The 14,770-nt window shown below is 70.9% G+C and carries 15 protein-coding genes and 1 pseudogene; 12 read left to right on the top strand and 4 right to left on the bottom strand.

The features are described 5' to 3' along the window. Nucleotides 1-38 precede the first annotated feature (38 nt). The 3 genes from FCL41_RS10995 to FCL41_RS10985 all read right to left on the bottom strand — a co-directional run bounded on the left by FCL41_RS10995 (nt 39) and on the right by FCL41_RS10985 (nt 2,413). On the bottom strand, nt 39-605 hold the full coding sequence (locus FCL41_RS10995) for a DUF4870 domain-containing protein (protein WP_137066955.1): 567 nt from the start codon (nt 603-605) through the stop codon (nt 39-41). A gap of 25 nt (nt 606-630) precedes the next feature. Continuing rightward, on the bottom strand, nt 631-1,485 hold the full coding sequence (locus FCL41_RS10990; protein ID WP_137066954.1) for a DUF3097 domain-containing protein: 855 nt from the start codon (nt 1,483-1,485) through the stop codon (nt 631-633). A 64-nt stretch (nt 1,486-1,549) separates the two neighbouring features. Further along, nucleotides 1,550-2,413, bottom strand: coding sequence for an MBL fold metallo-hydrolase (locus tag FCL41_RS10985; RefSeq protein ID WP_137066953.1), 864 nt, complete (start codon nt 2,411-2,413; stop codon nt 1,550-1,552). A 145-nt stretch (nt 2,414-2,558) separates the two neighbouring features. Here FCL41_RS10985 and hrcA point away from each other — a divergent pair, with 145 nt between their 5' ends. From hrcA to FCL41_RS10970, 3 genes and pseudogenes are all read left to right on the top strand, one after another. Further along, nucleotides 2,559-3,584 carry a heat-inducible transcriptional repressor HrcA gene (gene hrcA, locus FCL41_RS10980; protein ID WP_137066952.1) on the top strand — a complete coding sequence of 342 codons (1,026 nt, stop codon included), beginning with the start codon at nt 2,559-2,561 and terminating at the stop codon, nt 3,582-3,584. Nucleotides 3,585-3,631: 47 nt separating this feature from the next. Next, nucleotides 3,632-4,813, top strand: a complete 1,182-nt coding sequence (gene dnaJ, locus FCL41_RS10975; protein WP_137066951.1) for a molecular chaperone DnaJ — start codon at nt 3,632-3,634, stop codon at nt 4,811-4,813. 14 nt (nt 4,814-4,827) lie between these two features. Beyond that, nucleotides 4,828-5,584: pseudogene (locus FCL41_RS10970) on the top strand (16S rRNA (uracil(1498)-N(3))-methyltransferase). 98 nt (nt 5,585-5,682) lie between these two features. Here the strand turns inward: FCL41_RS10970 and FCL41_RS10965 are convergent. Beyond that, a complete protein-coding gene (locus FCL41_RS10965; protein ID WP_137066949.1) occupies nt 5,683-6,597 on the bottom strand; it encodes a Gmad2 immunoglobulin-like domain-containing protein in 915 nt (304 codons plus the stop codon). 95 nt (nt 6,598-6,692) lie between these two features. Between FCL41_RS10965 and FCL41_RS10960 the strand changes: the two genes are divergently transcribed. From FCL41_RS10960 to era, 9 genes are all read left to right on the top strand, one after another. Continuing rightward, the gene (locus FCL41_RS10960) at nt 6,693-7,046 is read left to right on the top strand and encodes a histidine triad nucleotide-binding protein (protein ID WP_137066948.1); all 354 of its coding nucleotides are present in this window, start codon (nt 6,693-6,695) and stop codon (nt 7,044-7,046) included. A gap of 76 nt (nt 7,047-7,122) precedes the next feature. Continuing rightward, on the top strand, nt 7,123-8,154 hold the full coding sequence (locus FCL41_RS10955) for a PhoH family protein (RefSeq protein ID WP_137066947.1): 1,032 nt from the start codon (nt 7,123-7,125) through the stop codon (nt 8,152-8,154). Then, nucleotides 8,151-8,609, top strand: coding sequence for an rRNA maturation RNase YbeY (gene ybeY / locus FCL41_RS10950; RefSeq protein WP_137066946.1), 459 nt, complete (start codon nt 8,151-8,153; stop codon nt 8,607-8,609). The genes FCL41_RS10955 and ybeY overlap by 4 nt, the downstream gene beginning before the upstream one ends. A gap of 26 nt (nt 8,610-8,635) precedes the next feature. Then, entirely contained in the window at nt 8,636-9,946 is a 1,311-nt protein-coding gene (locus tag FCL41_RS10945) for a hemolysin family protein (protein WP_137066945.1), read from the top strand. Continuing rightward, on the top strand, nt 9,943-10,296 hold the full coding sequence (locus tag FCL41_RS10940; RefSeq protein WP_137066944.1) for a cytidine/deoxycytidylate deaminase family protein: 354 nt from the start codon (nt 9,943-9,945) through the stop codon (nt 10,294-10,296). Before FCL41_RS10945 ends, FCL41_RS10940 begins: the two co-directional genes overlap by 4 nt. A gap of 46 nt (nt 10,297-10,342) precedes the next feature. After that, nucleotides 10,343-11,713: an FAD-binding oxidoreductase gene (locus FCL41_RS10935; protein WP_137066943.1), complete on the top strand. Its 1,371-nt coding sequence runs from the start codon at nt 10,343-10,345 to the stop codon at nt 11,711-11,713. After that, the gene (locus FCL41_RS10930) at nt 11,710-12,999 is read left to right on the top strand and encodes a class I SAM-dependent methyltransferase (protein WP_137066942.1); all 1,290 of its coding nucleotides are present in this window, start codon (nt 11,710-11,712) and stop codon (nt 12,997-12,999) included. The genes FCL41_RS10935 and FCL41_RS10930 overlap by 4 nt, the downstream gene beginning before the upstream one ends. A 37-nt stretch (nt 13,000-13,036) precedes the next feature. Beyond that, on the top strand, nt 13,037-13,810 hold the full coding sequence (locus FCL41_RS10925; RefSeq protein WP_137066941.1) for a siderophore-interacting protein: 774 nt from the start codon (nt 13,037-13,039) through the stop codon (nt 13,808-13,810). Next, complete coding sequence (era, locus tag FCL41_RS10920; RefSeq protein WP_137066940.1) at nt 13,807-14,760, top strand: GTPase Era; 954 nt, start codon at nt 13,807-13,809, stop codon at nt 14,758-14,760. Before FCL41_RS10925 ends, era begins: the two co-directional genes overlap by 4 nt. Nucleotides 14,761-14,770 lie beyond the last annotated feature (10 nt).

Here is a 14,770-nt window from a genome sequence, read left to right as displayed (position 1 = left end):
ACCGGCCCGTGCCCGATCAGGGAGCGGTCAGGGGACGATCACTTCACGAAACGAAAGATCAACGGGTAGCGGTAGTCCTCGCCGTTGTTGGCCTTCACGGCTGCCGTGATGACGAGGACCAGCCACCACACCGCGAGCGGCAAGAAGAGCAGCAGCCCGACGCCCAGCGTCGCGATCCCCATGACCAGGACGACCGCCGCGTAGATGAGCGTGGAGATCTGGAAGTTCAGGGACTCCAGGGCCTGGCTCCGGACGAAGGGCGACGACTTGCCCTTGAGCATCAGGATCGCCAGCGGAGCCGCCCACGCCAGTCCTCCGGAGGTGAAGACGCCGGCCAGGAGTGCACCCCAGTGGGCGCCGCCCGCGAAGAGGCGCTCCTGGGCGGGATCCAGCGACTCGACCGGGGCTCCGTAGTACTGCGGCCCCTGCGGCTGGCCGTACGGACCCTGGCCGTACGGAACCTGGCCGTACGGGGGCTGGCCGTACTGACCCTGGCCGTACGGCGGCTGCTGGGGCGCGCCGCCGGTGGGCTGGCCGTACGGCTCCTGCCCGCCCGAGGGCGGGGCCTGCTCGGAGCCTTCGTACGGCTGCTCGGGGTGGGTCATGACTCTCCTCGGGGTTCGCGGCCCGTCACTCGGCGGTGACGAAGTCGATCAGCTCCTCAACCCTACCGAGGAGGGCGGGGTCGAGGTCCTGGAAGCCGCGTACGCCGCCGAGGATGTGCTTCCAGGCGCGGGCGATGTCGGCCTGGTCGCGGTGCGGCCACCCCAGCTGCTGGCAGGTGCCCTTCTTCCAGTCGATGGAGCGCGGCACGGTCGGCCACTTCTCGAACCCGAGACGCTCGGGCTTCACTGCCTGCCAGACGTCGATGAAGGGGTGGCCCACGATGAGGACGTGCTTTCCCACCTCGGAGCGCATGATCGACTGGGCGATCCGGCTCTCCTTGGAGCCCGGCACGAGGTGGTCGACCAGGACGCCCACACGGCGGCCCGGTGCGGGCCGGAAGTCCTTGAGGTGGTCGGCGAGGTCGTCGACACCACCCAGGAACTCGACCACCACGCCCTCGATGCGCAGGTCGTCACCCCAGACCTTCTCGACCAGCTCGGCGTCGTGCCGGCCCTCGACGAAGATCCGGCTCTGGCGGGCCACCCGCGCCTTCGCGTCGTGCACCGCCACCGAGCCCGACGCGGTGCGGGTGGACTTCTTGGGTGCTGCCACCTGCACGGGGGGCAGCAGGATCACCGGCTTGCCCTCGACGAGGTAGCCGGGCCCCATCGGGAAGGTGCGGCGCTTGTAGCGCCGGTCCTCGAGGGTGACGGTGCGCAGGTCACGGTCGATGCCGACGACCTCGCCGCACCACTCGGTGGTCACCTCCTCGACGACCATCCCCATCTCCACGGGGGTCTCGGTCGCGCGGCCGCGGACGGGGGCGCGCCAGTCGCCGGAGAGGACGTCGGAGCCGTAACGGTCAGTGGGGGAGGACACGCCTCCAACGCTAGGCGCGGGCGCCGACGACCCGACGGATCGCCGACGGCGTGCCGTCGATCCGTCAGATCAGCGGCAACCGCTTCTGGCTGCGGGGGAGGTGCTCGTAGCCCCGCGCGACTGCGTGGACGAGCCCTTCGGGGAGGTAGGGCCACTGCGCGGAGGCGAGGGCGTCGGACTCGCGTACGCCGCGGCTCGCGAGGTCGCGCACGGTCTCGGCCACGATGCCCACCGCGGCGCGCTGGTCCTGCACGAACTCACGGTCCACGACGGCGCCGTGCCCCGGGACCACGAGGGTCGAGGGACGCAGCAGCCCGAGCACGGTGTCGAGCGTGAGCGGCCACTCCAGGGGCCACGCGTCGATGCCGTAGCAGGGGGCCCCGGACTGCTCGACGAGGTCGCCCGCCACGAGCACGTCGGCGTCGGCGACGTTGACGACCACGTCTCCTGCGGTGTGGCCCCGTCCGGGGTGGATCAGCTCGACGAGGCGTCCGCCCAGGTCGAGGACCCTGACGGAGGCGAAGGTGGTGTCGGGCGGGCACAGCGCCGTCGCCCCGACCTCCTCGTGGTGCCCCTCGCTCTCGGGGTGCCCCAGCACCGAGCGGGTCTGTCGTGCTCCTTCGGCGTGGGCCGCGAACTCCTCCAGCGCGGCCTCGTGCGCGTGCACCGGTACGTCGCCGTAGGTCGCGCGCACGGCACCGTTGCCGAACGTGTGGTCGAAGTGCCAGTGGGTGTTGACGAGGCCCACGACCTCGCCCGCGCCCAGGGCGCGGACGTCGGCGACGAGGGCCTCCCCGGCGCGCGTCGAGCCGTGGGAGTCGACCAGCAGCAGGCCGTCGTCGCCCCCGATGACGGTGACGTTGGTGTCGAGCCACTCGCGCCGCGAGACCCAGACCCGGTCGGCGACCTCGACGAAGGGGGAGTTCATGGCGCGAGCCTAGCCCCGCGCAGTCGGTGTGGATGGGGTCCGGCGGGTAGGCTTGGCACTCGTCGGGCGTGAGTGCCAGACAGGGCGGCAGATGTTGGTGTCGGCCCGCCCGATCCACCGTCGATGAGGAACAGGAGCAGCCGGCATGTCCCAGGAACGCAAGCTCGCCGTCCTGCGAGCCATCGTCGAGGACTACGTCGCCACGGAGGAGCCCGTCGGCTCCAAGGCCCTGGTCGAGCGCCACGGGCTCGGCGTCTCGCCCGCCACGGTGCGCAACGACATGGCGGCCCTCGAGGACGAAGGCTTCATCCACCAGCCCCACACCAGCGCCGGGCGCGTGCCGACCGACAAGGGCTACCGGCTCTTCGTCGACCGCCTCGCCACCCTCAAGCCCATGTCGACGGCCGAGAAGCGAGCCATCGCCACCTTCCTCGACGGCGCCGTTGACCTCGACGACGTCGTCCAGCGCGCCGTGCGTACGCTGTCGCAGCTCACCCACCAGGTGGCCGTGGTGCAGTACCCGACGCTCTCGCGCAGCACGGTGCGTCACGTGGAGTTCGTCGCGCTGTCGACGACCCGCCTGCTGGTCGTGCTGATCCTCTCCAACGGCCGCGTGGAGCAGCGGATCGTGGAGACCGCCGAACGCCTGCTCGACGACGAGCGCCTGGCCGAGCTGCGCACCCGCGTCAACCGGCTCGCCGCGGGTCAGCGCATCGCTGACGCCTCCACCGCCCTGGGCGACCTGCCGTCCCAGGTGTCCGAGCCCGACGGTCCCCTCGCCCGTGCGGTCACCGACGCGCTCGTCGAGGCGATGTCGGACCACCGGCGTGGTGAGCGCGTGGCCGTCTCCGGCACCTCCCACCTGGCCCGCCACGGCGACCAGTTCGAGACGTCGGTCCGCCCGCTCCTGGAAGCCATGGAGGAGCACGTCGTGCTGCTCAAGCTGCTCGGCGAGGCCAGCGCCGACGGCGAGCTGACCGTCAGGATCGGCACCGAGGGGCCCTTCAGCCAGTTCGCGAAGACCAGCGTCGTCTCGTCGGGCTACGGTCCCGGCAACGACGCGTTGGCGAGCCTGGGGGTCCTCGGCCCCACCCGCATGGACTACCCGAGCACCATGGCGAGCGTGCGGGCCGTGGCCCGCTACGTGTCGCGCATCCTCGACGAGGCCTGACGCCCGTCCCGACCCACACCACCCCACCACCAGCACGAGGAACGACGTTGAGCCAGGACCTGTACGAACTTCTCGGTGTCTCGCGTGACGCGGACGCGGACCAGATCAAGAAGGCGTATCGCAAGCTCGCCCGCCAGCTGCACCCGGACGTCAACCCTGACCCCGAGGCGCAGGAGCAGTTCAAGCAGGTGACCACCGCGTACGAGGTGCTCTCCGACCCCCAGAAGCGGGCGCACTACGACCGCGGCGGTGACCCGTTCTCCCAGGCCGGAGGGTTTGGCCAGGGGGCCGGATTCTCCTTCACCGACATCATGGACGCCTTCTTCGGCGGCGCCGCGCCCGGTGGCGGCGGTGGTGGCCGTGGTCCGCGTCCGCGCATGCGTCGCGGCCAGGACGCCCTCATCGCCCTCGAGGTCGAGCTGGCCGAGGCGGCCTTCGGCGTCACCAAGGAGATCAAGGTCGACACCGCGGTGACCTGCAGCCTGTGCCACGGCGCCGGCACCGCCGAGGGCACCGAGCCGGTCACCTGCGGCACCTGCCACGGCGCCGGTGAGGTCGCCCAGGTCCAGCGTTCGTTCCTGGGGGAGATCCGCACGCTTCGCCCGTGCGCGGCCTGCCGCGGCTACGGGTCGATCATCCCGGACCCCTGCCGGGAGTGTTCCGGCGAGGGCCGCGTCCGTTCGCGCCGTACCCTCAACGTCAAGATCCCCGCGGGCGTCGACGACGGCACCCGGGTGCAGCTCACCGAGCAGGGTGAGGTCGGTCCGGGCGGCGGTCCCGCCGGTGACCTCTACGTCGAGATCCGGGTCGCGCAGCACCCCACCTTCGTACGCCACGGCAACGACCTGCACTGCACGGTCTCGGTGCCCATGACCGCGGCCGCCCTCGGCACCACCCTGACCCTGCCGCTCCTCGAGGCCGACGTCGTCGTCCCTGAGGACGAGGCGAAGGACGAGCGTGAGACGACCTACGAGCTGGAGGTCCGGGCCGGCACCCAGTCGGGGACCGAGCAGGTCATCCGCGGCAAGGGAGTGCCCGGGCTGCGCGGCGGGCGCGGCGACCTCATCGCCACGGTGGTGGTGGAGACGCCCTCGAAGCTGGACGCGCGTCAGGAGGAGCTGCTGCGCGAGCTGGCTGTGCTGCGCGGCGAGGAGGCTCCCGAGGGCACGATGCGCTCGAGCCACAAGTCCGTCTTCGGGCGCCTGCGTGACGCCTTCGGCAACCACTGAGTCGAGGCGGCGCCATGACGCTTCCCGTGCACGTCGTCGACGACCTGTCGGCCGCCACCCCCGGGGCGACGGTCCAGGTCACCGGTGACGAGGGGCACCACGCCGTCGCGGTACGCCGACTTGGCGTGGGCGAGCGCGTGGTGCTGACCGACGGTCGCGGCCGCGCCGTGAGCGGTGCCGTCAGCGCCACGGCCAAGCGCGCCTTCGACCTGGTCGTCGACGAGGTCACCGACTCCCCGCGTCCCGCCCCCCACCGTCAGCGTGGTCCAGGCCCTGCCCAAGGGGGACCGCGGCGAGCTCGCCGTGGAGGTCCTCACCGAGGTGGGGGTCGACGTCGTCGTCCCCTGGGCCGCCTCCCGCTCGGTCGCGGTCTGGCGGGGCGAGCGGGCGGCGAAGTCGCACGCGAAGTGGGCGTCCACCGCGCGTGAGGCCGCCAAGCAGGCCCGACGCGTGTGGCACCCGGAGGTGACTCCGCTGGCGACCACGGCCGACGTCGTGGCGCGCATCGAGGCCGCGGAGGTGGCCCTGGTGCTCCACGAGGAGGCGAGCGCGCCGTTGTCGTCCCTCGAGGTGCCGGTGGCGGGGGAGATCCTCCTGGTGGTCGGCCCCGAGGGCGGCGTCTCGCCGGAGGAGCTCGAGGCGTTCACTGCCGCCGGGGCCGTCCCCGTACGCCTGGGGCGTGAGGTGCTGCGTACCTCCACCGCCGGCGTGGTGGCCGTGGGCGCCCTGCTCTCCCGCACCGCCCGCTGGCAGGCTGAGGACCCCGCCTGACGCGACACGTCGCGAAGGACATGACGAGGCCCCGCCGACCAACCGGTCGGCGGGGCCTCGTGCGTCAGTGCTGAGCCGGAGTCACGACTCGGTCGTCCTCACTTCACGACGAAGGTCTTGGAGTCCTTGGTCGGGCCGGGGCCCTCGCCGTCGGAGGGGTCGGACGTCGTGGCGACGAACGTGTACTCGCCGGGCTCGAGCTGCGAGATGTTGATCTCGACGTGCCACGGGTGAAGGCGGTCCATCCAGCCGTCGGCCGTCGCGTAGCCGGTGAGAACGACCTTGTCGCCCTGGCGGATCTCCCACGGCACGTTGGCCTCGAACGAGCTCGCCAGACCCTCCGCCACGAGCTCCTCGCCGGTGACGGTGGAGTCCTGGGCCGGGACGGTGACGTTGACCATCGCCATCGTCGACTGCCAGTCCGCCCGATTGACGGGCTTGCTCACGTCGATGCCGAAGAGGGTGGGCGGGGTCGACTCGTCCTCTGACCCGGTCGTGCGGACGAACCGCACGGGGGTGGTGCTCTGCTCGACGCCCTGGAGGGTCAGCACCATCTGCTGGAGCGCCAGCTTGGCCTCGGCCTCCGGCATGCCGTCGGGGCGTTCGGTGAAGGCATCGTCCTTGAGCGTCACCGTGATGACGCCGTCCTTCATCTCGGCGCTCTCGACCGCGCCACCGGGCCACAGGGTCCGGTAGTCGGGGTCGAGCGGCTCGCCGCCGTCGACGAGGCGAGCAGCCTCGGTCAGGGCCTGGCCCTCCACCTGCTGGAACTCGCGGAACAGGCGCACCTTGCCGCTGGCGTCCCCGGCGTAGTACAGGGGGACCGCGACCGTGATGGGCGCCGGGGTCTCGGTGTCGTCCGTGGGGGTCGGGGTGGCGTCCGGCGTGGACTCGGTGGTCGCGTCCGGGGTGGTGGACTGCTCGGTGCCGCAACCGGCGAGGGTCAGGGTCGCGACGGCCAGGGCAGCGGCGATCGCGCGCCGGCGGTGGCGCTGGGTGGACAGGGTGCTCATGGCCCCACCGTAGACAACCGGCGCCGTGTCTCGTGGTTCTTCACGCGAGGCGGTCGGTGTGATCCACGCATCATTGCGGGTCCTAGGGTGGTGCCATGAGCACTCCTCAGGCTGACTGCATCTTCTGCAAGATCGTGGCCGGTGAGATCCCCGCCACCGTGGTCCACGAGTCGCCGACCGTCGTGGCCTTCCGAGACCTCACTCCACAGGCGCCGACCCATGTCCTGGTGGTGCCGCGGAGCCACTACGCCAACGCCGCCGAGCTCTCGGCGGGCGAGCCGGCGACGATGGCCGACCTGGTCGACGCGGCCGCCGCGGTGGCCCGCGACGACGGCGTGGGGGAGGACTACCGGTTGGTCTTCAACACCGGGACGGGCGCGGGGCAGACCGTCTTCCACACCCACCTGCACGTCCTGGGCGGACGTCCCTTCACCTGGCCCCCGGGCTGAGTCTGATTCTCGGTGGGCGCCACGCGGCCGCTCCCGTAGCATGGAGCAGGTCCAGCCGCCGACGCCGAAAGCACCCATGTCTGAGTCCCCCCTCCTCACCAAGCACACGGTGGTCGTACCGCCCAGCGTCAACATGGTCAGCGTGCTCGGTCCCGGCGACGAGTTCCTCTCGCTGATCGAGGACGCGTTCGAGTCCGAGATCCACGTCCGCGGCAACCGGATCACCCTGCACGGCGAGGCCAGCGAGGTGACGCTGGCCGAGAAGCTGCTCGACGAGGTCGTCACGATCATCCGCACCGGTCAGGGCATCACCCGCGAGACCGTGGAGCGGATCATCGGCATGCTCCGCACGGAGGCGGCGGAGAGCCCGTCGGAGGTGCTGAGCCACAACATCCTGTCGAACCGTGGCCGCACGATCCGCCCGAAGACGCTCAACCAGAAGCGCTACGTCGACTCGATCGACCAGCACACCATCACCTTCGGCATCGGTCCCGCCGGCACCGGCAAGACCTACCTGGCGATGGCCAAGGCCGTCCAGGCACTGCAGAACAAGCAGGTCAGCCGCATCATCCTGACCCGACCTGCGGTGGAGGCGGGCGAGCGCCTCGGCTTCCTCCCCGGCACGCTCAGCGAGAAGATCGACCCCTACCTGCGTCCGCTGTACGACGCCCTGCACGACATGATCGACCCCGAGACGATCCCGAAGCTGCTGGCCGCCGGGACGATCGAGGTGGCCCCCCTGGCCTACATGCGCGGGCGCACGCTCAACGACGCGTTCATCATCCTCGACGAGGCGCAGAACACCTCGCCGGAGCAGATGAAGATGTTCCTCACCAGGCTCGGTTTCGGCTCCAAGATCGTCGTCACCGGCGACGTCACCCAGGTCGACCTCCCCGGTGGCGTGAAGTCGGGCCTGAAGGTCGTCGAGCAGATCCTCACCGGCGTCGAGGACGTCGTCTTCAACCGCCTCACCAGCGGTGACGTCGTGCGCCACCGCCTGGTGGGCAGGATCGTCGCCGCGTACGACGAGTTCGACGCCCGCAGCGAGGTCGACAAGGGCCGTCGCGACACCCCCGCCACCCCCACCACGAAGGAGCGCCGTCCGTGAGCATCGAGGTCCTCGACGAGTCCGGGTTCGACCTGGACGTGCAGCACCTCACGGCGCTGAGCCGCTTCGTGATGGACGCCATGCGCGTGCACCCGCAGGCGGAGCTGTGCATCAAGGCGGTCGACGAGGAGACCATCGCCGAGCTCAACGAGCAGTGGATGGAGAAGGAGGGCCCCACCGACGTGCTGGCCTTCCCGATGGACGAGCTCCGTCCCGGCCTGGTCAACGAGGAGCCCGAGGAAGGCGTCCTCGGTGACCTCGTCCTCTGCCCCGCGGTCGCGCAGCGCCAGGGTGAGACGGCCGGCCACGGCACCCTCGCCGAGCTCGAGCTGCTGACGGTGCACGGCATCCTCCACCTCCTGGGCTACGACCACGCCGAGCCGGAGGAGCACAAGGAGATGTTCGGTCTCCAGGACCAGCTGCTCGCGCAGTGGCGCACCCAGCCGTCAGAGTGACGCGCCACAGGTCCCGGGAGCACTAGATGAGCGGGCCCTCGCTGCTGGTCACGGTGATCGTCCTGGTGGTGCTGGCCGGAGTCCTCGCGGCGGCTGACAGTGCCCTCACCCAGTTCTCCCGGGCGAGGGCGGCCGAGCTGGCGGCCGAGCGACGGGCCGGTGCGAGGGCGCTGGGCACGATCCTCGACGAGCCGGCTCGCTACCTCAGCACGATCCTGCTCCTGCGCATCGCCAGCGAGGTCTGCGCCGTGGTCGGGGTGTCCCTGTGGTTCCACGACCTCTTCGACGGGGCGTGGTGGCCGACCGCGCTCACGAGCGCGGGCGTGATGGTCGTCGTCTCCTTCGTGCTGATCGGCGTCGCGCCGCGCACGTTGGGGCGCCAGCACGACGCCGCCGTCGCGCTGGCCGTCGCTGCTCCCGTGGTCGCGGTGACCCGCATCCTCGGCCCGCTGCCGCAGGCGCTGATCCTGCTCGGCAACGCGATCACCCCGGGGCGTGGCTTCCGTCGTGGACCCTTCGCCTCCGAGACCGAGCTGCGCGAGCTGGTCGACATGGCCGAGGCCTCGCACGTGATCGAGGAAGGCGAGCGCAAGATGATCCACTCCGTCTTCGAGCTCGGCGACACGATCTGCCGTGAAGTCATGGTGCCGCGACCCGACATGGTCTGGATCGAGCGCCACAAGAACCTGCGCCAGGCGACCAGCCTCTTCCTGCGCTCGGGCTACTCCCGCATCCCCGTGATCGGCGAGAACCTGGACGACGTGGTCGGGGTCGCCTACTTCAAGGACGTCGTACGCCGGGACTTCGACGACCCCGAGATCGAGACCACGATGCGCGTCGACGAGGTGATGCGCGACGCGCACTTCGTCCCCGACACGTTGGCCGTCGACAGGCTCTTGGCCGAGATGCAGGCCCGGCGCGAGCACCTGGCCGTCGTGGTCGACGAGTACGGCGGCACCACGGGCCTGGTCACGATCGAGGACGTGCTCGAGGAGATCGTCGGTGAGATCACCGACGAGTACGACGTCGCCCGGCACGAGGCCGAGGTCGTGGAGGGCGGGACCCGGGTGTCCGTGCGCTACCCGGTCGACGACCTGGTCGACCTCTTCGGGATCTCGGTGATCGACGACGACGTCGACACGGTCGGTGGCCTCCTGGCCAAGCACCTCGGACGGGTGCCCCTGCCCGGCGCGGTGACGGAGGTGCACGGACTGCGGTTCGAGGCCGAGGGCGCGACCGGACGGCGCAACAGGGTCAGCACGGTACTGGTGAGACCGGTCGAGTCGACCGGTGACGAAGACGAGACGTCACCTGACGTCGAGGAGGATCACGAATGACCGACCAGCAGCTCTCTGCCGAGGACGCGAAGCTCGTCACCCTGGCCCGAGCCACCCGGGTGCGGGTGGGTGCCGCCGAGGGCGCCGCCGTGCGCGACAGCGACGGGAGGACGTACGCCGCTGCCTCCGTCGACCTGCCGTCGTTGCGGCTCGGCGCGGTGGAGGTGTGCGTGGCCATGGCGATCTCGTCGGGGTCGCGGGGCCTGGAGGCGGTCGTCCGACTGGCGGAGACTCCGTGGACGGAGGACGCTGCCGCCGTGGTGCGGGAGTTCTCCGGCGGCGACGTGGTGGTCCACCTCGGTGACCCACGAGGCACCGTCATGGCGTCGGGGACCCCTGAGACCCTCTGACTTCTGACCGTGGCGCCCCGGCGGCGAACTGGCTACGGTGGTCGGCATGAGTCAGGACGTGGCGCCGTCGTCGGAGCGACGCCACGAGACCGCCGTCGCGCGACTGCGTGCGTCGTACGCGGCCATACCTCCGGGCGCGCCGGTGCGCCTCGCGAAGCGGACCTCCAACCTCTTCCGTGCCCGTGACCGGGCGACCGCTGGTCTGGAGGTCGACGACCTCGACGGGGTGCTCTCGGTCGACCCCGTGGCGCGGCGCGCCGAGGTGCAGGGCATGTGCACCTACCAGCACCTGGTCGAGGCGACGCTGCCCCACGGGCTGATGCCGCTCGTGGTGCCGCAGCTGCGCACCATCACCCTCGGTGGGGCAGTCACAGGTCTGGGCATCGAGTCGACCAGCTTTCGTCACGGCCTGCCGCACGAGTCCGTCGTGGAGATGGACGTGCTGACCGGGCGCGGTGACCTGGTGACGTGCCGACCCGGTGACGAGCTCTTCGACGCGTTCCCGAACTCGTACGGGTCGTTGGGCTACGCCACGCGGCTCAGCATCGAGCTGGCGCCGATCGGGCAGTACGTCGCCCTGCGCCACGTGCGCTTCAGCGAGGTGCAGGCGCTGGCCGAGGCCGTCGACGAGGTCGTCGCCACCGGCGCCTGGGAGGGCGTACGCGTCGACGGCATGGACGGGGTCGCCTTCGCCCCCGGCGAGCTGGTGCTGACGCTGGCCACCTTCGACGCGCCAGCGGGCGCGGTCTCGGACTACACCGGCCAGCGGATCTACCACCGGTCGGTGCGCACCCTCGACCACGACCTGCTCACCGCCCACGACTACCTCTGGCGGTGGGACACCGACTGGTTCTGGTGCGCGAGGGCGCTGGGCCTGGAGCACCCGGTCGTCCGCCGGTTGTGGCCCGCGCACCTGCGTCACTCGGAGGTCTACCAACGCGTGGTCTCCTTCGAGCGGCGGCGAGGTCTGGTGGACCGCGTCGACCGGTGGCGCGGGCGTCCGCAGCGCGAACGGGTGATCCAGGACGTGGAGGTGCCGTTGGAGGCCCTCGAGGACTTCCTGACCTGGTTCGACGCGGAGGTGGGGATGCGTCCGGTCTGGCTCTGCCCGCTCCGGCTCAGGGGAGAGCGCACGTGGCCGACCTACCCGCTGCACCCGGGACAGACCTACGTCAACGTCGGCTTCTGGGGCACCGTCCCGGTCGGGCCCGGCGCCGAGGAGGCTCCTCTCAACCGAGCCATCGAACGCCGAGTGACCGAGCTCGGGGGCCACAAGTCGCTCTACTCCGACGCGTTCTACGAGCGTGAGGAGTTCGACCGCCTCTACGGCGGTGAGTCCTTGGCGCGCGTGAAGGCAGCGCACGATCCTGACCACAGATTGAGCAGCCTCTACGACAAGGCGGTGCAACGACGATGACGCAGACCACGGGACAGGCGACCGCGACCACCCCCATCGCGCAAGTGGTGGAGTCCCTCCTGCGGGACGGGATGCCGGTGAGGTTCCGCGCGTACGACGGCAGCACCGCAGGCCCGCCGGACGGGCCCGGTCTGGAGCTGCGCAATGCCCGAGGGCTCTCCTACCTGCTCACGGCCCCGGGCGACCTGGGTCTGGCACGTGCCTACGTCCGGGGTGACCTGGAGATGCTGGGCGTCCCCCCGGGGGACCCCTACGACCTGCTGGTCCGGCTGATGGACCACACCAGGTTCCGCACCCCGGGGCCCGCCGAGCTGGTGCAGGTGCTGAAGACGTTGGGCACGGGCTCCCTGGTGCCGCCGTCGCCTCCGCCCCAGGAGCACCTGTCGCGCTGGCGCCGCACGATGGAGGGCGTGCGCCACTCCAAGGCACGTGACGCCGAGGTCATCGAGCATCACTACGACGTCTCCAACGCGTTCTACGAGAAGGTGCTCGGTCCCTCGATGGCCTACACCTGCGCCTACTACCCGCACGCCGAGGCGACGCTGGAGGAGGCCCAGGCGGCCAAGTTCGACCTCGTCGCCCGCAAGCTCGCCCTCCAGCCCGGCCAGCGGCTGCTCGACGTGGGCTGCGGCTGGGGCGGGATGGCGATCCACGCGGCCAGGGAGTACGGGGTGCGCGTGCTCGCGGTGACCCTCTCCGGGGAACAGGCGTCCTGGGGGCGTGAGGCCGTGGAGCGTGCCGGCCTCTCGGACCTGGTGGAGATCCGTCACCAGGACTACCGCAACGTCGGCGAGAAGGCCTTCGACGCCGTCAGCTCGATCGGCCTGACCGAGCACATCGGCGTCAGTCGCTACCCGGCCTACTTCGGGTTCCTCCTCGACGCCCTGCGCCCGGGCGGGCGGCTCCTCAACCACTGCATCACCCGCCCGCACAACCGGCGTCAGGAGACCGGGGCGTTCATCGACCGGTACGTCTTCCCCGACGGGGAGCTGACCGGTGTCGGCCGCATCGTGACGGCGGCCCAGGACGTGGGTCTGGAGGTCGTGCACGTGGAGAACCTGCGCCATCACTACGCGTTGACCCTGCGTGACTGGTGCCGCAACCTGGTGGAGAACTGGGACGCCTGCGTCGAGGAGGCCGGGCTCGGGACGGCCCGTGTCTGGGGCCTCTACATGGCCGGTTCGCGGGTGGGGTTCGAGCGCAACGGCATCGAGCTCCACCAGGTGCTGGCGACCCGCACGGACGAGCGTGGGGAGAACGGTTGGCCGCTGCGGTCCGAGTGGTGATCACTGCCTCCCGGCGACTGCGTACTAGCCTTGCCGGGTGAGCACCCGTGCCGAGCAGTACTCCGCCACCGTCCTGCGGCGTGAGCAGCTCAGCGACCACCTGGTCCGGCTCGTCCTGGGCGGCGAGGGGCTCGCTGCCTTCCGCAGCACCGACATCCCCGACGAATGGGTCGGCCTGGTCGTCCCGGGGCAGTTCCAGGCGCGCTACTACACCGTCCGGTCGTGGGACGGCGTCGAGATGGTGCTCGACGTCGTGGTGCACGAGACGGGTCTGGTGACCGAGTGGGCGCGCGGCGAGTGCGTGGGCGACGTGGTCACCGTGACCGAGGCCAAGGGCTCCTTCGACCTTCCGGAGGGGGCACAGTGGGTGTTGCTCGTGGGCGACCTCACGGCGCTTCCGGCCATGGCACGGATCCGCGAGACCGTCGACCTGCCGACCCGGATCTGGGCCGAGGTGCCCGACGACATGAGCGGCTACCTGCCACCCGGCGCCGACGTCACCTGGCTGCCGGTCCCGGAGCACGAGACCTCCGAGCTGGCCTCCGTGGTCGAGCAGATCGACTGGCCCGAGGGTGAGGGCTACTTCTGGATGGCGGGGGAGTCCGCCCAGATGAGGGCCATCCGCAAGCACCTGATGCGGGTGCGACAGCTCCCCAGCCACGCCTACGACGTGATGGGCTACTGGCGCAGCACGGCCGGAAGACAACCGCGCGCCGTCGACCCGGCGCCGATCCACCGCGCCGGCAAGGCTGCGGGCACGAACGACGCCCAGACCTGGGCTGATCACCACGCTGCGAGGGAGCAGGAATGAACGACGGACCGAGCATGACCACGGCAGGCGCACCGGAGGGGCACCGCAGTGGATTCGTCTCCTTCGTCGGGCGACCCAACGCAGGCAAGTCGACACTGACCAACGCGCTCGTCGGCTCGAAGGTGGTCATCACCTCCAACAAGCCCCAGACCACGCGGACCGTGGTGCGCGGCATCGTGCACCGCCCCGACGCACAGCTGATCCTGGTCGACACCCCAGGGCTGCACCGTCCCCGCACGCTCCTGGGCGAACGGCTCAACGACCTCGTGATGACGACGTGGGCCGAGGTCGACGTCGTGGCCGTCTGCTTCCCGGCCAACGAGAAGATCGGTCCCGGGGACACCTTCATCGTCAACGAGCTGGCCAAGGTCAAGCGCACCACCAAGATCGCCATCGCCACGAAGACCGACCTCGCCACGCCCGAGCAGATCGCCGAGCACCTGCTCGCGATCACCGAGCTGGGGCGCAGGACCAACACCGAGTGGGCCGAGGTCATCCCGGTCTCCTCCGTCTCCGGCGACCAGATCGACCTGCTGGCCGACCTGCTGGTCTCGCACCTGCCCGAGGGCCCGCAGCTCTACCCCGACGGTGACCTCACCGACGCCCCGGAGGAGATCCTGGTCGCCGAGCTGATCCGCGAGGCCGCGCTCGAGGGCGTACGCGACGAGCTGCCGCACTCGATCGCCGTGGTGGTCGAGGAGATGGGACTGCGCGAGGGGCGTGACGAGTCCAAGCCCCTGCTCGACATCTACGCCAGCCTCTACGTCGAGCGTGACTCCCAGAAGGGCATCATGATCGGCCACAAGGGGGCCCGGCTGCGCGAGGTCGGCAAGGCCGCCCGCCAGCAGATCGAGGCCCTGCTCGGCACCCCGGTCTACCTCGACCTGCACATCAAGATCGCCAAGGACTGGCAGCGCGACCCGCGTCAGCTGCGCAAGCTGGGCTTCTGAGGAGGATCCC

The sequence above is a fragment of the Nocardioides jishulii genome (assembly GCF_006007965.1).
Lineage (GTDB): Bacteria > Actinomycetota > Actinomycetes > Propionibacteriales > Nocardioidaceae > Nocardioides > Nocardioides jishulii.
This window is presented reverse-complemented; position numbering and strand designations above follow the sequence as displayed.

Bases quoted from the DNA above. Each gene is read 5' to 3' on its own strand.
- FCL41_RS10995 (WP_137066955.1), bottom strand. From the start codon at position 605: ATGACCCACCCCGAGCAGCCGTACGAAGGCTCCGAGCAGGCCCCGCCC.
- FCL41_RS10985 (WP_137066953.1), bottom strand. From the start codon at position 2,413: ATGAACTCCCCCTTCGTCGAGGTCGCCGACCGGGTCTGGGTCTCGCGG.
- hrcA (WP_137066952.1), top strand. From the start codon at position 2,559: ATGTCCCAGGAACGCAAGCTCGCCGTCCTGCGAGCCATCGTCGAGGAC.
- FCL41_RS10965 (WP_137066949.1), bottom strand. From the start codon at position 6,597: ATGAGCACCCTGTCCACCCAGCGCCACCGCCGGCGCGCGATCGCCGCT.
- FCL41_RS10960 (WP_137066948.1), top strand. From the start codon at position 6,693: ATGAGCACTCCTCAGGCTGACTGCATCTTCTGCAAGATCGTGGCCGGT.
- FCL41_RS10955 (WP_137066947.1), top strand. From the start codon at position 7,123: ATGTCTGAGTCCCCCCTCCTCACCAAGCACACGGTGGTCGTACCGCCC.
- FCL41_RS10945 (WP_137066945.1), top strand. From the start codon at position 8,636: ATGAGCGGGCCCTCGCTGCTGGTCACGGTGATCGTCCTGGTGGTGCTG.
- FCL41_RS10940 (WP_137066944.1), top strand. From the start codon at position 9,943: ATGACCGACCAGCAGCTCTCTGCCGAGGACGCGAAGCTCGTCACCCTG.
- FCL41_RS10935 (WP_137066943.1), top strand. From the start codon at position 10,343: ATGAGTCAGGACGTGGCGCCGTCGTCGGAGCGACGCCACGAGACCGCC.
- FCL41_RS10930 (WP_137066942.1), top strand. From the start codon at position 11,710: ATGACGCAGACCACGGGACAGGCGACCGCGACCACCCCCATCGCGCAA.
- era (WP_137066940.1), top strand. From the start codon at position 13,807: ATGAACGACGGACCGAGCATGACCACGGCAGGCGCACCGGAGGGGCAC.